Here is a 16,542-nt window from a genome sequence, read left to right on the forward strand (position 1 = left end):
CATTCTAACCCAAAGTAACCGAATGGAACCTTTATAATTTGTTCAAGCTTATGTCGATTTGTCTCATTTTTTCATGCAAAATCCCCATGCAAAGGCACCGGTAGCAGTGCCATTGCATGGGGATGTAACAAGGTGGTGGAATCCTGTTTTTATTCTGCTAGTTTGCTGATTGCATTTTCAAGCGATTTTTCGCTTTCCAGGTACTGCTTCCTGATTTTGTCAAAGGTAGCTTCGTTGTTTATGGTACGCTGTAAAGTTGTGGTAAGAAAGGCGTAGTTGGTAAAAGTGGCATTGGTTGTCAATACCGTGTTCAACCATTTCCACATCAGCTTTTCGCCAATTTCCTTTTCTATTGCCAGAAAAACCACGGGCGCGTAATAGTAAACATATACTTCCCGGTCATCATAATCCGCTTTGGATCTGATATTGCTGAAGGGAACCGCCTTAAATTCTTCCAGCTCCAACAGCTTGCTTTTCATTTTCTGATCATATACTTCTTTGCCAATAATTTCTTTCGTAAGCTTTAAGGATAAGTATTCGGCAAACCCTTCACTCATCATATCGCCCAGTTCAGCATTAAAAACTTTATAGTTTCCGAAATAATAGTGCCCCAGTTCATGCGCAATGTACGGACGGTACCAATGCTGCATTTTAGGATCAAACAGACTTTTTAACCCATTGTCGCCCCAGCCTATACTAACTATAGATGGGTAGGTTACAAACATCCATCCATCCCGTGCAGAAGTTGGGGTTGTTTGAATAAACGTAACAGCCTGCTCAAAAGGAATACCCAGTTTTTCTGTGTAGAACTTTTTATAGCTATTGGTTAACGTGCTCAATTCAGCGATCTGTGTTGCAGTAATATCCGGATTTAATACATAGGTATTGCCTATGTTAGAATACTTATAGTTGCCGCAGAAAAGAACCAGCTCCTGCGGAACATCGCTTTTAAAATGTGCGGTACTTCTCTTTTCGGGCACAGATCCGTTTATATATAAGGTGCTGCAATCTTTGCAGGTAATGTCCAGTTCGTATCTGACGTTTTCATAGCTTTTGTCGTTGCCGGCATCATAAAGTACAGGATACCAGGCTGACTGTACCCCATCTGCTCTTACCGAGTTGTGATTAAAGGCTATATTGCCTTTCCAGTCTTTAGCACTGTAGTTGGTCAACGTATCTTTTACTACCGGAAACCTGCCAACGTATTTTATCTGTACTGCTGCCGGAAGAAATTTTCCTTTACGGGTGTTGTCGGGAAAAAAGTAGGCATTGGACTCTCCGGTAGAAGTGGTGTCAGCAAAAGATTTGTCGTAACCTATCAGGAAATCGTTCGGTTGCCTGCTTCTGAAATGAAGCGGGTTCATGCCGGAGTTAAGCCGGATAAAATAATTTTTAACGGGTGGAATATCACTGAGGGTTAAGTCGCATTCGAAAGTGCCATCCTGAATGGAAATATTTACTTTACCTGTTAATAGTGGCGCCTTTTCCTGTGCACGCGCTGTAGTTGCTATCAATGCAATAGCAGAAATGAATATGCTTCTTCTCATAATGTTAAGGCAATAAATATCAGGAAAAAAATATAATCAGGCAAGTAGTATGAAAAAGTTGACTATGGCCGGTAGTCATAAATTTCTGACTTATTGCTGCTAAAGGGTAGAACCCCCATTTTTGTGCAAAATCAGTACATGAGCCAAAACAAACTGTCAGAAGTTAGTACCGAAGACCTGCTGAAAAGAAAAAAACTGTTTAAGGGTGTGTTAACCGGTGTAGGTATTATGTGGATATTGCTTTTAGGGGCTGCCATCTCTTTTTATGGTAAAAAGTCCAACGTTGCTTTATTTGTTCCACTAATTGCTTTACCGGTAACATTACAGCCTGCGATGATGCATATTAAAGCGCTGGAAAAAGAACTGAAATCAAGAGGCTAAATAGCAACACGGTTTCTTTTATACCATCGCAAGCCCGCCCATTAGTCAAACAGTAACAAACATATTAACGATACCTGAAACAGATACGGCCGGAAGCCAAAGCGTTTGCCTGTGTCTGGAATAATATCCTGTTTGGTAAATGATTTTACATACCGGCATTCAATGCCCAAACCGGCCGGGTGTCGATAGCCAACACCCAGGCTGGCGGCATATTCTACTTCTGAAGCCTCCCAGGGTATGCCTACGTTTTCCAGCGATTGTGATACTTTCATGTTTATCTGCGGGCCCGCATTGGCAAAAAAGCCGGAAGGGTGTTTGTAGCGTAGTAGCAGGGGGAAGGTGATATAGTTGACTTTTACCCGGAAATCAAAGGTGTCCAGTGAAAAGTTGGCTGACTGCCGGGAGTATAATATTTCCAGCTGCATACCCAGGTGCCCGTTGATACCAAAGTAGGTCATAGTACCAAAATGAATGGGAATGTTGTTTTTTGAACGCCCGAAACCATTGTCAAACCTGGTAAGATTGGTGCCGCCTTTAAACCCGAATCCGAAGTACTGGGCGTTTGCGTGTATGCTTTGGAACAAGCACAGCAGTAAAAGTAACTTCATTCGCTTCATTGGTCAGTCAGCTTTGTAGCGGGGTAAAGATAAGGATAACTACACCAAACCGAGGGTGCCGGAATCCTGCTTTCCACCAAAGAATTTAACCAATACCTCGCTAAAAACCGCAGGCGCGCCGGGTACCATCGCAAACAGCGTCATACACGAATGTAGTTTAATATCATCCGGGCTGCCCATTATGTGGGTAGCGTTGTTACCTGGTAATGCCAGTAGTGCTGTGCTTATTTCAATCAGGCGACTGCCCAGCACGGGGTGGGCAAGGTATGCTGTAGCTTCTTCCAGGTTTTTAATAGCGTAGCGTTGCGCCATATCGCTACGGCCCAGTCCGTGTATCTGAGGAAATATATACCACATCCAGTGGCTGCGTTTACGGCCACCTTTTATTTCATTTAGCGCTGTAATATAATCACGCTCCTGTGCATCAGTAAAGCGTTGCAGGTTATATTTTTCGTGCAGTGTCATGCACAATGTTATGAAAAAATCGCGCCTGCATAACAGGAAGCAGGGCCATCAGTCTTTAAACGGGATTAACGGCATAGCCTCCAGCATTTCCACCGCCTCAATCATATGGGCGGTTTCCTTTTTGTATCTGGAATAATGTGCACTTTTCAGATGGTGCAGATAATCTTTGCGCGATACGTATACTTCCAGCATGGTGAGCCTGTGCGGCGCGCCTGCTTCAAAAACCGGATACAGGATTTTTACGCCTGCTTCGTTGTTTTTAGAATGTTCAATATGTTTTTCCAGTAGCTGTTTGTAGTTGCCCAGTTCATTTTTTTTAATTATCAGCCTGGACAGCCGCACGTGCTCCTGAGGTTCGGCAGACTGCCGGTTATTACAACAAACAAAAATGCAGCAGAGAACTACCCCTGTAACAAAAAATCGCATACAGTGCGTATTTAAATAGTTGCGCAGCAGATTATTGCGCGCGTTGGATCTGGTTAATAATACACTTAGATACGTGTGATACTTCAACCGCTGCCTGCACTAATTGTTCGCTGTATTATCCCACCCATTTAAATGCTTCTTCTATCCGTTTGGCGGTATCCGGATGGTTTCTTTTCGGGGGAAAGCGGCTGGCTTCCAGGCCCTGTTCCTTGGCTTTTTTAAAATATTGCCGCGCCATATCGGGATTAATGCTCTTGTATATAAGCCCGAGGGTAAAGTTGAGGCAGCTTTCAACACCCGTTCTGCCCTTGTAGTCTGCCAGTGCTTTCTGGCAATAAAGCGCCAGATCCATAGGGTGATTGTGTTTCAGATATATATCGCAGGCATCCATATAAGCATAGAGGTTATCACGCCCCTGGGCGCCTACAAAGCTGTTCAACGCCTTCGGTGCGTTTTCGTTGCTGGTTTTTACATACATGTTCAGCAAGGCCCGCTGGGTAAAAAATTCTTTCCGGTACAAACTGTCTGCCAGCAGGTAGCTGTTTAATGCCTTTGCATTTTCATTGTTGGCTTCGTATGCCTGCCCCGCTAGTAAAGCGGCACGGCTTTTATCTGATTTTTCGGTATAAAGTTCAAAGGCGGTGTTGGCCTGCTTTATAGCGTTAGGCAGTTCGCTTGCCTGCAGATACACTTTACCCAGTTCCAGATAGGCCGGTGCAAATTTTGTATTGCCCGCAATAGCTTTCTGTAAATTGCCAATGGCTGTTTGCAGCCTGCCTGCTGCATTATAGCAATAGCCCATAATATACAGCGAGCGGTAATCGGGGCACTGCGGGTGCAATTGCTTTTCAATGGCATTGTTCAGCTCGCCCAGCATTTTCAACTCCAGATAAGCACCACGGTGTTTAAATACATACACGTAAAGCTTATAAATTTCTTTGTGTATGCGGCAGTCAGTAGGGTATTGCCCTGCTGCGGACCATAAAATATTTTCCAGTGGTACTTTTACAAACTCACTTTTAACGGCTTTGCCGTTTACTTTATCATCCAGCTTCCACTGATCCAGGTTTACAGTAAAGCCGGTCTGGTAGTCATTTATCAGGCTTGCCACCGCCACCACCAGATTGGCGTTCGATTCTTCAGTTTGTTCCAATATACTGAAGGCCGAGAGGTATTGTTCCCGCGAAATGCAGGCTTTTGCTGAATCGATAATTTGCTGGGTGGTTTGTGAAAAGGCAGAACAGGTACATACGGCTATGCAAATAATAAATAGCAGCTTTTTCATGTAAAGGGTATTTACTGAAAATGAATGTAAATAACATTATTCAAACGGCCAATAATGCATAAAAAAACAGGGCCGGCAGCGAAAAGCTACGGCCCTGTTTACGGAGTATATTACCTGAAAATATATTAAGGAACCAGGGTAATGGTACCCAGATCAACCTGCGTACCGTAAACGACCTGTATACCTGTTTTAGCAAAGGGCAGCAGCGTACTACCGGCAGCAGGGTTTACCCATACTTTACAAGTACCTGCGGGTATACCGCTGATTTTAAAGTATCCGTCTGCAGATGCGGGTATAGCAGAAAGGGTGTCTGTACCTGATGCTGCATACACCGTAGCTCCTGCTGTCAGGGGCAGTACATAACCTTTAATTTGTCCGTTAGTGGTTTCGCTGTAGGCACGTATTACAGGCTTAAGTTTATAGCTGCCGTTACCGGTCACCACAATTGATTTGGCAGCGTCAAAGTCAATCCAGATAGTGTAAGCGCCGTTGGCTTCAAAGCTTTCATGCAGATTCAGCTTCAGGCCGCTTTCCTGAGCAGAAGGAGTGTTAAGCGGGTAGCTTACTCCGTTGGCAACTACAGAATTGTTGGTGCCGAGTATCAGCCTTATCTGGCCAACTTTGCCCGCAGGCAGGTTGGCACGGAACAACAGCGTATCCAGCCCGTTTCTAAAATCAAGAATGTCGTAAATGCCAGGTCGTACCGGAGCTATGTTAACTGCACTGCTGCCTTCCATAGTTACCTCTACCTTTTGAATGTCAATGTACACATGGTCATAAGCGGCTGGTCCGTCGGTAAGTCGCACTGTTACCTGTGCGGTGCCGTTTTCATCGGTTTTACTGCAGGCGCCCAGCATAAAAAGGCAGGCAAGCGCCAGAAGAAGGGGAAGCTTTTTCATATCATCAATTTACCTTCCCCTTACGTAAAACCGGGCCAGAAATGGTAAAGCAAGGTTAGCTGCCTGGAATAAGGGAACTGAGTTATATTGCGTTTTTGTATATGTAAAGTGACTTTAACAGCAGCTGGAAGCCGGAAGATTTATGTTGCTACACCGCCACAGGCGAAGACAATGAACACACTTCATTCAGCGCCGGAATATGCACATCAGCAAACCCTTTGTTCAGTAACTTTTTCTGAAACTCTTCCTGTACTTTTTGTTCGCCGTGTACCAGAAACAGCTTCTTTACCCCGGATGATTTCTGGCAGCTGAGAAACTGGCAAAGGTTATCATAATCGCCATGGGCGCTCATGCTGCTGATGCTGGCAATATTAGCGGCTACTTCATAATCCTGTCCGTTAATAGTAACAATTTTTTCGCCGGATAACAGCTGCCCGCCCAGAGAGGCCGGGGAGCAATAACCTACCAATAGTATGGTATTGTTACGGTCTTCAATGGTATCTGCAATGTGGTGTCTTATACGTCCGGCATCGGCCATACCGCTGGATGCAATGATAATGGCGGGTTCTGTAATGCCTTTTATTTTCAGGCTATCTTCCACACAGCGGGTCCAATGCAGGTTGGGGAAATCGAAAGGACTATCTCCGTTTTCTGACAGGGTTGCCAGCCTGTCGTTTAAACAATCGCTGTATTCTGCAAATATTTCTGTAGCGGCAAGGCTTAGTGGGCTGTCTACTATTACCGGTATATCTGCCAGGCGTTTTTCCAGGGTAAGTTGCTTAAGGTGTACCAGCAATTCCTGTGTGCGGCCAAGGCTGAAAGCAGGTATTACCAGTTTACCTTTTTTGCGCATACAGGTATGCTGTATCAGCTTCATTAACTCGTCAGTAGCGCTGAATAGCGGATCGTGCAGGCTGGAACCATAGGTACTTTCCAGTATAATATAGTCGGCCTGCGGAAATTCCTGCGGCGGGCATAACAACGGATGGCGGTAGCGGCCTATATCTCCGCTAAAGGTTACCTGTTGCGTAATGCCGTCTTCTGTTATTTTTAAATGCACTGCTGCACTGCCTAACAGGTGTCCTGCATCTGTTAGCATTACTTCCACGCCGGGCTGCAAGGTTTGCCAGGCATTGTATTCCAGCACTTCAAACAAAGGCAGGGTAGCCTTCACATCGTCCGTATCGTAAAAGGGATCAGAAGGTACTTCTTCTTTGCCGTTAGCGGTGTGCTGGGTGGCGTGTTTCTGAATATTGGCCGAATCCATTAACAGTATACCTGCCAACGCCCGGGTGGGGGCGGTGCAATAAATTTTACCGGTAAAGCCTTCTTTTACCAGCTTAGGCAGCAGGCCGCTGTGGTCAATATGGGCGTGCGATAAAATAACATAGTTCACTTTTGCCGCATCAAAACCAAACGCCTGGTTCAGTGCTTCTGTGGCCGGTCCTGCACCCTGGAAAAGGCCGCAGTCCAGCAGAATATTCGTTCCATCTTCCAGTGTAATCAAATGCTTTGAGCCGGTAACCATTTGTGCTGCTCCATAAAATCCTATCCGCATGCTTTGTGTTTTCCTGGTAAAATTCATTTATCATGCCGGGACGTAAGCAGGCGCTGTAAGATATTGCCGGTGTATACGTAAGGGGCTTTATGGGCATTAATAACCACACTATCTGTTTATACCGTTCCCTGGACGACGAACCAACTATTCAAATTAAAAACTAACTTGCCGGGTCTTGGCAATTCAACCCGTGCATAATGAACCATTGTTGCTGCAACAGGTGGCAGCAGATAGCGAGCAGGCTTTTGGGGAGCTGTTTGAGGCTTATCACCAGCAACTGGGGGAGTATGTATTCCGCCTTACCGATTCGATACCTGTAGCGGAGGAAATTGTACAGGACGTATTCATTAAACTGTGGCTGAAACGCCAGTCGCTGCCGCAACTGAGCAGCTTTACCAACTATCTGTTTATTTTACTGCGCAACCAAACCCTGAGTTACCTGCGCAAACATGCCAGCGAACGTGCCCGCTATCTGCAGTGGGCGGCCTCTCTGGAACAGCCGGAGGAGGCGCCGGACGAAACCAGCGAACAGTATACTGCCTGGCTGGAAGAAGCTGTTGCAAAACTGCCTGAGCGGCAGCGGGAAATATTTGTACTCAGCCGCTACCACCGCCTTACGCGCCAGCAGATAGCTGCAAAGCTGGATATAACAGACAATACGGTAAAAACCCATCTGGAAAGGGCGGTAAAAGCCATCAGAGCGCATGTGCAGGATAAAATTCCCGCAGCGGTATTACTGGTGGTATTGTGGCGCTGATTTTTTTCAAAAAAAATACAACGGCCTGTCACCCGCCCGGGGCGGTGCTGCGTCTTTAACTATAACCACCCATGGCACAAGCAAGAATTACATACCTGTTTCTGCGTCATTTTCACCGGGATATTACGCCTGCGGAAAAGGATGAACTGCAGCAACTGATTGCCACCCAATGTTCTGATGAAGAGCTGGGGGCGCTGATGGAGCAGGCGTACCATGAATTTGAACCGGCGCAGGCGGTGTTTTCTCCGGAAGCCGGCACGGCGCTATGGCAGGGCATACGGCAGCAAATGGCGGCAGAGGCAGCGGTAGTGCCGTTAACAAGGGGGAGACGGGCTACCACGTGGGTATGGGCTGCTGCTGTGTTGCTGCTGTGCCTGGGGGGCGTGTGGCTGTGGCTGGCAGGCGATGAAAAGCAGCCGGTGCCGCTGGCAGTACAGCAAACTATTGTACCTGGTTACAGCAGGGCTACCCTTACACTGGCCGATGGCCAGGTGGTGGTATTGGACAGTACGCAAACTGCTGATACGCTGGCGCAACAGCAGGGTGTAACTGTAATAAACCTGAACAGCGATAAAATAGCTTACAACGATAACGGAGCTGCAACGCCTGTTAATGCTTATAATATTCTTACCACGCCACGTGGCGGTCAATACCAGGTAATACTACCTGATGGCTCGGAGGTGTATCTGAATGCCGCATCTTCTATCCGTTTTCCGGTACGTTTTAGCGGTAACGAAAGAAAAGTGGAACTGAAAGGAGAAGCCTGGTTTCAGGTAGCCCCTAACGCAGCCATGCCATTTAAAGTGCAGGTGGCAGCAAACGGTGGTACTATGAGTGTGGAGGTGTTGGGTACAGCGTTTAATATTATGGCGTATGATGAGGAGCAACAGGTACAGGCCACCTTACTGGAGGGTAGCGTACGGGTAAGTGCCGCTACCACAGCGGGCCGTTTACAGGCGGTGATGCCGCAGGTGGGGTACCAGGCACAGTGGGGTAGGGAGGCGCAGGCGCTGAAAGTGGTGAAGGCTGATGTGCAGCAGGTAATGGCCTGGAAGAACGGCATGTTTTTCTTTAACCGGATGGATATACGTACGGTAATGCGGCAGCTGGCACGCTGGTATGATATAAAGGTGGAATATGCATCGGAGCTGAAAGGGCAGGATTTTGAAGGGCAGCTGCCCCGCAGTGCGCCGGTAGCCAGGGTGCTGAAAATGCTGGAAGGTACCGGAGCCGTACGTTTTAAAACCAACAACAAAACTATCATTGTAATACCCCAAAAACAAACCCCGTAACAGCATGACATTATCAGCGTACTAAAACTAACTCAGGCGTCTGTAAACAAAAACAGGAGCGCGGGCAAGGCACTCCTGAAACCGTTAAGGGCGTAGCATGTACTATCGGCAAGACAGCTTATTACTTCATCCAAAACTAATTCAAAAGTATGCATTTGCGCTTACGCGGCAAAGCCATGCGTGGCTGGCCGCAACCGGACCTGTTTCCGTATAAACTCTTTTTGCTTATGAGACTTACGGTGTATTTATTACTGGTATTTACCCTGCCTGCTGTTGCACGTACCGATGCGCAGCAGGTAACCCTGCACGTTAAGGAGGAAAGCCTGCGCGAGGTGTTCAAACAGATACGCGCACAAACCGGCTATTCCTTTATGTGTACCTCGCAGATGCTGGATGATGCGCTGCCGGTGCAGCTTCAGGTTAAAAACCTGCCGTTGCCACAGGCGTTGGAAAAACTGTTCAGCAATCAGCCACTGCAATATGATATTGTAGATAAGGTGGTGGTGGTGCGTTATAAAATAGCCCCGCCCGAAGTAGCTTACGAACCGCCGCCCGATAGAGATATTGACGGTGTGGTAATAGACGAAAAGAATAACGACCCGCTTACCGGTGCTGGTGTAACTATAAAAGGCACCGGGCGTGGTGCTGTTACGGATAAGTATGGCCGTTTTGTTTTACGCAATGTACAGCCTGATGCCGTGCTGGTAGTGAGCTTTGTGGGCTATGAAACCCGCGAAGTAAAGCCGGTAAAAGGCGGTAAGCTTACTATTTCATTGAAGGTAACTGCCAGTACTATGACGGATATGGTGGTAACCGGCCTTTTTAACCGGCCCAAAGAAAACTTTACCGGTGCGGCCAGCAGCTTTACCAATGATGATTTGAAAAAGGTATCGGGTATCAGTTTGTTGAATGCCATATCAGCCCTCGATCCTTCTTTTCAGCTGGTGGAGAATAACCTCCTGGGGTCAAATCCCAATGTAATGGCAAACGTGGTATTGAGAGGCGGCAACAGCCTGGAAGATATCAGCCAGACAGCTAAAACCAATCTGTTTAACTACAACAATAACCCCAATGTGCCGCTGTTTATACTGGATGGTTTTGAAGTAAACCTGCAACGTATAAATGATCTGGATATGAACCGGGTGGCCAAAGTGGATATATTAAAAGATGCGGCGGCTACTTCTATTTACGGTTCACGCGCTGCGAATGGGGTAATTGTTATTGAAACCCTGCGTCCGCAGAGTGGAAGGCTACGTGTTACCTATAACACCAATATGGTACTGGAAATGCCCGATTTGCGCGCTTACGATATTCTGAATGCGCGTGAAAAGCTGAACCTGGAAAAAGCAGCCGGTTTTTATGATAAGGAAACAGAGGGTAACCCTACCGCTTATCAGGATTTACAGGTGTATTATAATACCCGCCTGCGTGCTGTTAACAGTGGTGTAAATACTTACTGGATGTCGCAGCCATTGCGTACCTCCTTTGCCCAGCGGCACAACCTGTATGTGGAAGGAGGCAATAATGAAATGCTGTATGGTATTACCGCCAGCTACAATAAAGTAAATGGTGTAATGAAGGGTTCTGACAGGCGTACTACAGGCGCCAGCACCTTTTTATCGTACCGCGTAAAAAACTTTATGTTCCGTAACGAGCTGTCGCTCGGGTTTAATACAGCTAACAATTCCCCTTACGGCACATTTTCTCAATATGTGCGTTTAAATCCTTACCTGACCCCGTACGATAGTGCCGGTGCTATGAAGTATTATCTGGAAGATATCAATACTACTACCAGGCCCTTTTTAAATCCGTTCAATCCGTTATACAATGCAACGCTGGCGCTGGTAGATCAGTCGCGCTATCTTAACCTGTCAAACAACTTTTCCCTGCAATGGCAAACTACACAATGGCTGCGTATGAATGCGCAGGTAGCGGTACAACGCCAGAACGATGAGGCAGATGTGTTTTTGCCTGCACAGCATACCAGCTTTGCCAATACACCTACGTTTCAGAAAGGAAGTTATACCAGATCACATGGCAGCAGTTCCTCGCTCGATGCTTCTGTTGCAGCGCACCTGAATCAGCATTTTGGTAAACACCTGTTTTTTGCTACCGTGAATGTAAACACACGCCAGTCGAAGTTTAATACAGAAACCGTAACTGCTATCGGCTTTCCCAATCCACGGCTGGATCAGTTTGTGCTTGGGGCCGGTTATGCGGCCAATACCAAACCCACCGGCACAGAAAACATTACCCGTATGGCAGGTTTTATTGCTAACCTCAGCTATGCATATGATAACCGGTATCTGCTGGATGTATCGTATCGTCTGGATGGCTCTTCCCAGTTTGGCAGCAACCGCCGTGCGGCTCCGTTCTGGTCGGCCGGTATTGGCTGGAACCTGCATAAGGAAGCGTTTTTTCATGCGCCGGATTACATAAGCAGGTTTAAAGTACGGTATTCTTACGGCAGCACCGGCTCGCAGAACTTTTCTGCCTTCCAGGGTATCAGTACCAGCACCTATTATACCCAGCAGGAATACAGAGGGGTAGTGTCTACCTATCTTATGGCTTATGGCAACCCCAATCTTGCGTGGCAAAAAACAGTTAAAAGCAATATAGGAGCCGACCTTACGCTGTTTAAGCGGCTGGATGTTACCGCCAACTATTTTGTAGAAAAAACGGCAGGCAGTATTGCCAGCATTTCCACACCGCCTTCGGTAGGTTTCAGTTCCTATATGGAAAATACGGGTGACCTGGAATCCAGAGGCTGGGAACTGGCTACGCGGTTGAACCTGCTGAACAAACGTAACAGCCGCGATAACTGGTCGGTATTCGTGAATGTGTTTTCTACCCGTAACAGAATTACGCGTATATCCAATACCATTGATGCGCTGAACAAACGTAACGCTTCTCTCTATGCCACACAACCATTGCCTAAGTATGCAGAAGGGCAGTCTACCACGGTAATATGGACGGTACCATCCCTGGGTATTGACCCTGCCACGGGGGAGGAAATTTTTGTAAAACGCAACGGACAGCTTACCAATAAATACGATCCTTTAGACCAAACAATAGCAGGTGATACCCGGGCCAACGTGGAAGGTACTATGGGTACCAACTTTGAGTTGAGGGGAATAGGCCTGAATGTGTTTTTCCGCTACCGCATAGGTGGGCAGGCTTTTAACCAAACGCTGATTGACCGCGTGGAAAATATAGATGTAGCCAATAACAACGTAGACAGGCGTGTATCAGAAGCGCGCTGGATGAAGCCGGGCGATCATACCTTTTTTAAAGGCATTACCACCCCCGATGGTATTGCTACCGGTAACACGTTTGCCTCCAGCCGGTTTGTACAGAATGATAACCTGCTCAGCTGCGAAAGTCTTTCCTTATACTATCGTTTTACCGATCGTTTAAACAAAAGGCTGCATGTGCAGAATACCCGTGTTAGTTTTTATATGAGAGAGCTGTTCCGCTTTTCTTCTATAAAAAGAGAGCGCGGTATAGATTATCCTTTCAGCCAATCGTTTACCCTGCAACTGCAGACTACTTTTTAACCCATCAATTGAATTGATATGAAATGTATGATTCACTGTTGCCGCCTGTGTGTGTTGCTGTTGATACTGTGCTGCAGCTCGTGCCGCAAATGGCTGGATGTATCGCCTGAAACCCAGGTAAAGGAAAGCGATCAGTTTTCTACCAGGCAGGGTTTTGTGGATGCTTTATTTGGTGTATATCAGAAACTGACCTCTACCAGCGCTTACGGTGCCAGCCTCAGTTATGGCTTTCTGGATATTCTGGCCCAGCGCTACGATAATAAAGCTTCCACCACCAATCAGTATTATCAAACAGCCCGCTATAATTACCTGGCCGGTGGCGAAACCACTGCTATCTGGGGCCAGTTGTATGCTGCTATTGCCCAGTGTAATTTTATACTGGAGCATATAGAAGAACACCGCAATGTGCTTACCAGCCAGGAGTATGGTATTGTGAAAGGAGAGGCGTTGGGTATGCGTGCCTTTCTGCACTTTGAGTTGCTGCGCATGTATGCACCGGCTTATAAAGATGGAGTCAATGCCGGGGCAGTTGCTATACCTTATATGAACCGGTTTCAGGTAAAGCCACAGAACAGGCTTACTATGCAGGCCGTGCTGGAACTTTGTGAGGCAGATTTAAAAGCAGCTGAAACATTGCTGGCTGTATACCCGGGTATAGACCAGATTGCCGATAACCAGAATGCCACAGGCAGCGATCTGCTGCGTATGTACCGCCAGAACCATCTGAACTTTTGGGCGGTAAAAGCGGTGCTGGCCAGAATGTACCTGTACAAAGGCAATAAGCCGCTGGCGCTGCAATATGCGAAAGAAGTGATTGACAGTAAGAAGTTTCGCTTTATAATCAATGCTTCGGAGCTGGATGTAGATCCTGCTTCTTTAAGCGCCAACCTTACGTTTACCATGGAGCATGTGTTTTCAGTATATGTGAATGATATGAAAACCAATACCGACCTGCTGTTTAAGCCTGCACAGCCTGGTTTGCCTGACGGGAATGATTTGTTTATCGGCCGTGCCCGCCTCAACAACCTGTACGAGGTAAGCGTGCCGGGGTATATTACCGATATACGCAATCCGTTTGCTGTTAAAACACTCTGGAATCAGGTTGCTTTTAGTGCCGTGTATACCAGAAAGTATTACGTGGAAAATACGCAGAATGTAAGGGCTTCACTGGTGCCGCTGATACGCCTTTCTGAAATGTATTATATAGCAGCAGAGGCTTCTGCAACTATTGCAGAAGGTATGGTATACCTGAATGCTGTGCGTACCGCCAGGCTGATTCCGGCGTTGGCGGAGCCACCCATTACTGCGCTGATGGATCTGGAGATTATGAAGGAATACCAGAAGGAGTTTTACGGAGAGGGCCAGGCATGGTTCTATTACAAACGGAAAAATATAAGCAATATACCGGAGGGCGTGGGTAACCCTATGACGGATGCCAAATATACATTTCCGGTACCCGATGCTGAAATAGAATTTGGAAACTAAAACTAACTGCTTTTTATGCAATCAAAACCAATATCGTTTCTGAGTATACTGCTTCCGCTGCTGGCCCTGCTGCATACAGGCTGCACAAAGGAGAAAGCACTGATGTATGAGGATGACCCGCGCGTGTATTTTAAAAAATACAATGTGGCGCACGACAGCGTTAATTATTCTTTTGCGGTGAAAGATCCGGCGCAGCTGGTGGATAGTGTATATCTGCAACTGCGTATCATGGGCAATGCCCGGCCTTACGACCGGGAGATTAACATTCAGTTGTCTGATACATCTACCGCCCGCCAGGGGTATCATTTTGTACTGGGGCCGCAGATAATGCCTGCGGGGCAGTACGAAACAAAGATACCCGTATACCTCTATCGCAGGGCGGGACTGAAAGACAGTACAATAACGGCTGATTTTATTATCGGTGCTTCTAAAGATTTTCAACCGGGCTATGATGATTTGCCCACCGTTGCGGTAACCAACCGGCTGCACTATAAAATAAGTATGGATGACAGGCTGGTGAAGCCCGAGCGGTGGGATGGTATGCTGGCGCCTTATTTCGGTGCCTGGTCGCTGGTGAAGCTGAATTTTATGATAAGGGCTACCGGCAGGCTGGATTGGACGGTGCTGATTTATCCTAATGAGTTGAGTAACCTTTCGCAGTTATCACGGGAGGCGATGAGTATGTATGTGGCAGCCAACGGGCCGCTGATAGATGAGAATGGTGCAGTAGTGGAATTTCCTTAACGCTTAAACAACTGAACAACATGAAAAATATTGCTATACAATGCAGGCTTGGGGTGTTGCTGTGTTTGCTGACGGCGGTGGCAGGCTGTTATAAAGACAAAGGCAACTACGCTTACCAGGTTACTAATGCAGTACTGGTATCTGATACGCTTACAAGAGGTATTAAGGCTATTAATAAAGGAGATACGCTGGTGCTTACGCCGGCAGTATCGCAAACCATGGTTTCCGGAGATGCCAATCTCAGTTACGAATGGTCTTTTACCACACTTAATGGTGGCAGCACGCTGCGGCGTATACTGGCGCATACCAAACAGCTGAAAGCGGTAATGGACAGCAATTTTGTGCTGGGCTTCAGTTATGTGCTTACTTACAAGGTTACAGACAATAACAGCGGTGAAAGTGTGTTTCTGAAATACAATATTTCTATAGGTAATAAATATTCACAGGGCTGGATGTTGCTGGAAGATAAAGGTGGTACTACTGATTTTTCTATGATTTTACCGGATGGTGAAGTGGTGCATGATGTATACAGCACGCTGAATGGCGTAGTGCTGGCGGATAAACCGGTACGCATGCAGATTTCTACCTTTCTGGTAAGTGATGGGGTGAATGAGGCTTCCCGTAAATTATACCTGTTGATGGAACATGGAGGGATGGAGATAGATTATACCAAAATGTCCAGGAGGTACGATTACGGCGGCCTGTTTTATACTGCGCCTGCGGTAATACAACCTACCTATACTGGTTTTCCCTCTTCTGCCACCAGTATGGGCAGTGCAATTAATAATGGAAAGCTATATATTAATGCTGCCGGTCCCTTCCCCGGTATTAAAAAATGGGGCGGAGCCCTGGTAAGCCCGGAAAATAAGCTTAATTATGAGCTGGCTCCCTTTGTAATATCCGGCCCGGGCATCAATGGTAATGTGTACCCGGTGGTTGTATACGATAAAGTGGGCAAGCGTTTTTGCGGGGTAAGCGGCACCGGAGCTTCTCTGGACTCTTTTGCCAGAGGCGCCAGTACGCTGTTTGATATGAACCATACCGGCATGGACCTGATATACATGGATAATTCACCTGCCGGGCAGGCCAATGCTTTTATGAAAGATGCAACAGGGCAGGTACAGTTCTGCCGCTTCCGTATGTCGTACACCGCAGTGGATTCTGTACTTACGCTGATGAAACAGCCGGTGAACGATGCAGCTATTGCAGGCATGCATACAGCAGCCTCTTCTCTGATGAGCGATCATATATTTTATGGAACGGGTAACAAAGTATACCGGTATGAACCTGCTTCGAATACTACGGCTTTACAGTATAGTTTTCCCGCAAACGAGCAGGTAACTATTATCAAGTGCCCCATGCCGCTGGCCGATGCACCACAGGTGGCTGTGGTAACCTGGGATGGAACGCAAAGCCGGTTGTATCTGTTCTATATCAATGCTATGGGAGGTATTGATTCGTATAGTGTAGTATATGGTGGCTTTGGTAAGGTGGCAGATGCCGAATATAAATTCCGTTACTAATTGTTT

14 protein-coding genes are annotated in these 16,542 nt (G+C 46.8%); 7 read left to right on the forward strand and 7 right to left on the reverse strand.

What is annotated here, in order from left to right:
• Positions 1 to 149 precede the first annotated feature (149 nt).
• Complete coding sequence (locus IEY13_RS05665) at positions 150 to 1,547, reverse strand: gluzincin family metallopeptidase (RefSeq protein WP_188950962.1); 1,398 nt, start codon at positions 1,545 to 1,547, stop codon at positions 150 to 152.
• A 138-nt stretch (positions 1,548 to 1,685) separates the two neighbouring features.
• On the opposite strand from IEY13_RS05665, the gene IEY13_RS05670 reads away from it, so the two are divergent.
• Positions 1,686 to 1,928: a hypothetical protein gene (locus IEY13_RS05670; protein ID WP_188950963.1), complete on the forward strand. Its 243-nt coding sequence runs from the start codon at positions 1,686 to 1,688 to the stop codon at positions 1,926 to 1,928.
• Positions 1,929 to 1,969: 41 nt separating this feature from the next.
• Here IEY13_RS05670 and IEY13_RS05675 read toward each other — a convergent pair whose 3' ends face one another.
• The 6 genes from IEY13_RS05675 to IEY13_RS05700 all read right to left on the reverse strand — a co-directional run bounded on the left by IEY13_RS05675 (position 1,970) and on the right by IEY13_RS05700 (position 7,178).
• A complete protein-coding gene (locus IEY13_RS05675) occupies positions 1,970 to 2,536 on the reverse strand; it encodes an outer membrane beta-barrel protein (RefSeq protein WP_188950964.1) in 567 nt (188 codons plus the stop codon).
• Between the two features lie 48 nt (positions 2,537 to 2,584).
• On the reverse strand, positions 2,585 to 3,010 hold the full coding sequence (locus IEY13_RS05680) for a DUF1810 domain-containing protein (protein WP_188950965.1): 426 nt from the start codon (positions 3,008 to 3,010) through the stop codon (positions 2,585 to 2,587).
• Between the two features lie 48 nt (positions 3,011 to 3,058).
• Complete coding sequence (locus tag IEY13_RS05685; protein WP_188950966.1) at positions 3,059 to 3,436, reverse strand: putative quinol monooxygenase; 378 nt, start codon at positions 3,434 to 3,436, stop codon at positions 3,059 to 3,061.
• Positions 3,437 to 3,551: 115 nt separating this feature from the next.
• Positions 3,552 to 4,721, reverse strand: coding sequence for a tetratricopeptide repeat protein (locus IEY13_RS05690; RefSeq protein WP_188950967.1), 1,170 nt, complete (start codon positions 4,719 to 4,721; stop codon positions 3,552 to 3,554).
• A 125-nt stretch (positions 4,722 to 4,846) separates the two neighbouring features.
• Entirely contained in the window at positions 4,847 to 5,620 is a 774-nt protein-coding gene (locus IEY13_RS05695) for a DUF4382 domain-containing protein (RefSeq protein WP_188950968.1), read from the reverse strand.
• Positions 5,621 to 5,768: 148 nt separating this feature from the next.
• Positions 5,769 to 7,178 carry an MBL fold metallo-hydrolase gene (locus tag IEY13_RS05700; protein WP_188950969.1) on the reverse strand — a complete coding sequence of 470 codons (1,410 nt, stop codon included), beginning with the start codon at positions 7,176 to 7,178 and terminating at the stop codon, positions 5,769 to 5,771.
• A gap of 175 nt (positions 7,179 to 7,353) precedes the next feature.
• Here IEY13_RS05700 and IEY13_RS05705 point away from each other — a divergent pair, with 175 nt between their 5' ends.
• The 6 genes from IEY13_RS05705 to IEY13_RS05730 all read left to right on the forward strand — a co-directional run bounded on the left by IEY13_RS05705 (position 7,354) and on the right by IEY13_RS05730 (position 16,536).
• Positions 7,354 to 7,935, forward strand: a complete 582-nt coding sequence (locus tag IEY13_RS05705) for an RNA polymerase sigma-70 factor (RefSeq protein ID WP_188950970.1) — start codon at positions 7,354 to 7,356, stop codon at positions 7,933 to 7,935.
• A gap of 71 nt (positions 7,936 to 8,006) precedes the next feature.
• Positions 8,007 to 9,227 carry a FecR family protein gene (locus IEY13_RS05710; protein WP_188950971.1) on the forward strand — a complete coding sequence of 407 codons (1,221 nt, stop codon included), beginning with the start codon at positions 8,007 to 8,009 and terminating at the stop codon, positions 9,225 to 9,227.
• Between the two features lie 227 nt (positions 9,228 to 9,454).
• Positions 9,455 to 12,784 (forward strand): SusC/RagA family TonB-linked outer membrane protein, encoded by a 3,330-nt coding sequence (locus IEY13_RS05715; RefSeq protein ID WP_188950972.1) that lies wholly within the window; start codon positions 9,455 to 9,457, stop codon positions 12,782 to 12,784.
• An 18-nt stretch (positions 12,785 to 12,802) separates the two neighbouring features.
• Positions 12,803 to 14,269, forward strand: coding sequence for a RagB/SusD family nutrient uptake outer membrane protein (locus IEY13_RS05720; RefSeq protein WP_188950973.1), 1,467 nt, complete (start codon positions 12,803 to 12,805; stop codon positions 14,267 to 14,269).
• A 15-nt stretch (positions 14,270 to 14,284) separates the two neighbouring features.
• Positions 14,285 to 15,013 carry a DUF4843 domain-containing protein gene (locus tag IEY13_RS05725; RefSeq protein ID WP_188950974.1) on the forward strand — a complete coding sequence of 243 codons (729 nt, stop codon included), beginning with the start codon at positions 14,285 to 14,287 and terminating at the stop codon, positions 15,011 to 15,013.
• A 20-nt stretch (positions 15,014 to 15,033) separates the two neighbouring features.
• Positions 15,034 to 16,536, forward strand: a complete 1,503-nt coding sequence (locus IEY13_RS05730) for a PKD-like family lipoprotein (RefSeq protein ID WP_188950975.1) — start codon at positions 15,034 to 15,036, stop codon at positions 16,534 to 16,536.
• Positions 16,537 to 16,542 lie beyond the last annotated feature (6 nt).

This window comes from Filimonas zeae (genome assembly GCF_014641615.1).
Classification (GTDB): Bacteria; Bacteroidota; Bacteroidia; order Chitinophagales; family Chitinophagaceae; genus Filimonas; species Filimonas zeae.

Bases quoted from the DNA above. Each gene is read 5' to 3' on its own strand.
- IEY13_RS05680 (WP_188950965.1), bottom strand. From the start codon at position 3,010: ATGACACTGCACGAAAAATATAACCTGCAACGCTTTACTGATGCACAG.
- IEY13_RS05710 (WP_188950971.1), top strand. From the start codon at position 8,007: ATGGCACAAGCAAGAATTACATACCTGTTTCTGCGTCATTTTCACCGG.
- IEY13_RS05730 (WP_188950975.1), top strand. From the start codon at position 15,034: ATGAAAAATATTGCTATACAATGCAGGCTTGGGGTGTTGCTGTGTTTG.
- IEY13_RS05720 (WP_188950973.1), top strand. From the start codon at position 12,803: ATGAAATGTATGATTCACTGTTGCCGCCTGTGTGTGTTGCTGTTGATA.
- IEY13_RS05670 (WP_188950963.1), top strand. From the start codon at position 1,686: ATGAGCCAAAACAAACTGTCAGAAGTTAGTACCGAAGACCTGCTGAAA.
- IEY13_RS05665 (WP_188950962.1), bottom strand. From the start codon at position 1,547: ATGAGAAGAAGCATATTCATTTCTGCTATTGCATTGATAGCAACTACA.
- IEY13_RS05685 (WP_188950966.1), bottom strand. From the start codon at position 3,436: ATGCGATTTTTTGTTACAGGGGTAGTTCTCTGCTGCATTTTTGTTTGT.
- IEY13_RS05700 (WP_188950969.1), bottom strand. From the start codon at position 7,178: ATGCGGATAGGATTTTATGGAGCAGCACAAATGGTTACCGGCTCAAAG.
- IEY13_RS05690 (WP_188950967.1), bottom strand. From the start codon at position 4,721: ATGAAAAAGCTGCTATTTATTATTTGCATAGCCGTATGTACCTGTTCT.
- IEY13_RS05725 (WP_188950974.1), top strand. From the start codon at position 14,285: ATGCAATCAAAACCAATATCGTTTCTGAGTATACTGCTTCCGCTGCTG.
- IEY13_RS05675 (WP_188950964.1), bottom strand. From the start codon at position 2,536: ATGAAGTTACTTTTACTGCTGTGCTTGTTCCAAAGCATACACGCAAAC.
- IEY13_RS05695 (WP_188950968.1), bottom strand. From the start codon at position 5,620: ATGAAAAAGCTTCCCCTTCTTCTGGCGCTTGCCTGCCTTTTTATGCTG.
- IEY13_RS05715 (WP_188950972.1), top strand. From the start codon at position 9,455: ATGAGACTTACGGTGTATTTATTACTGGTATTTACCCTGCCTGCTGTT.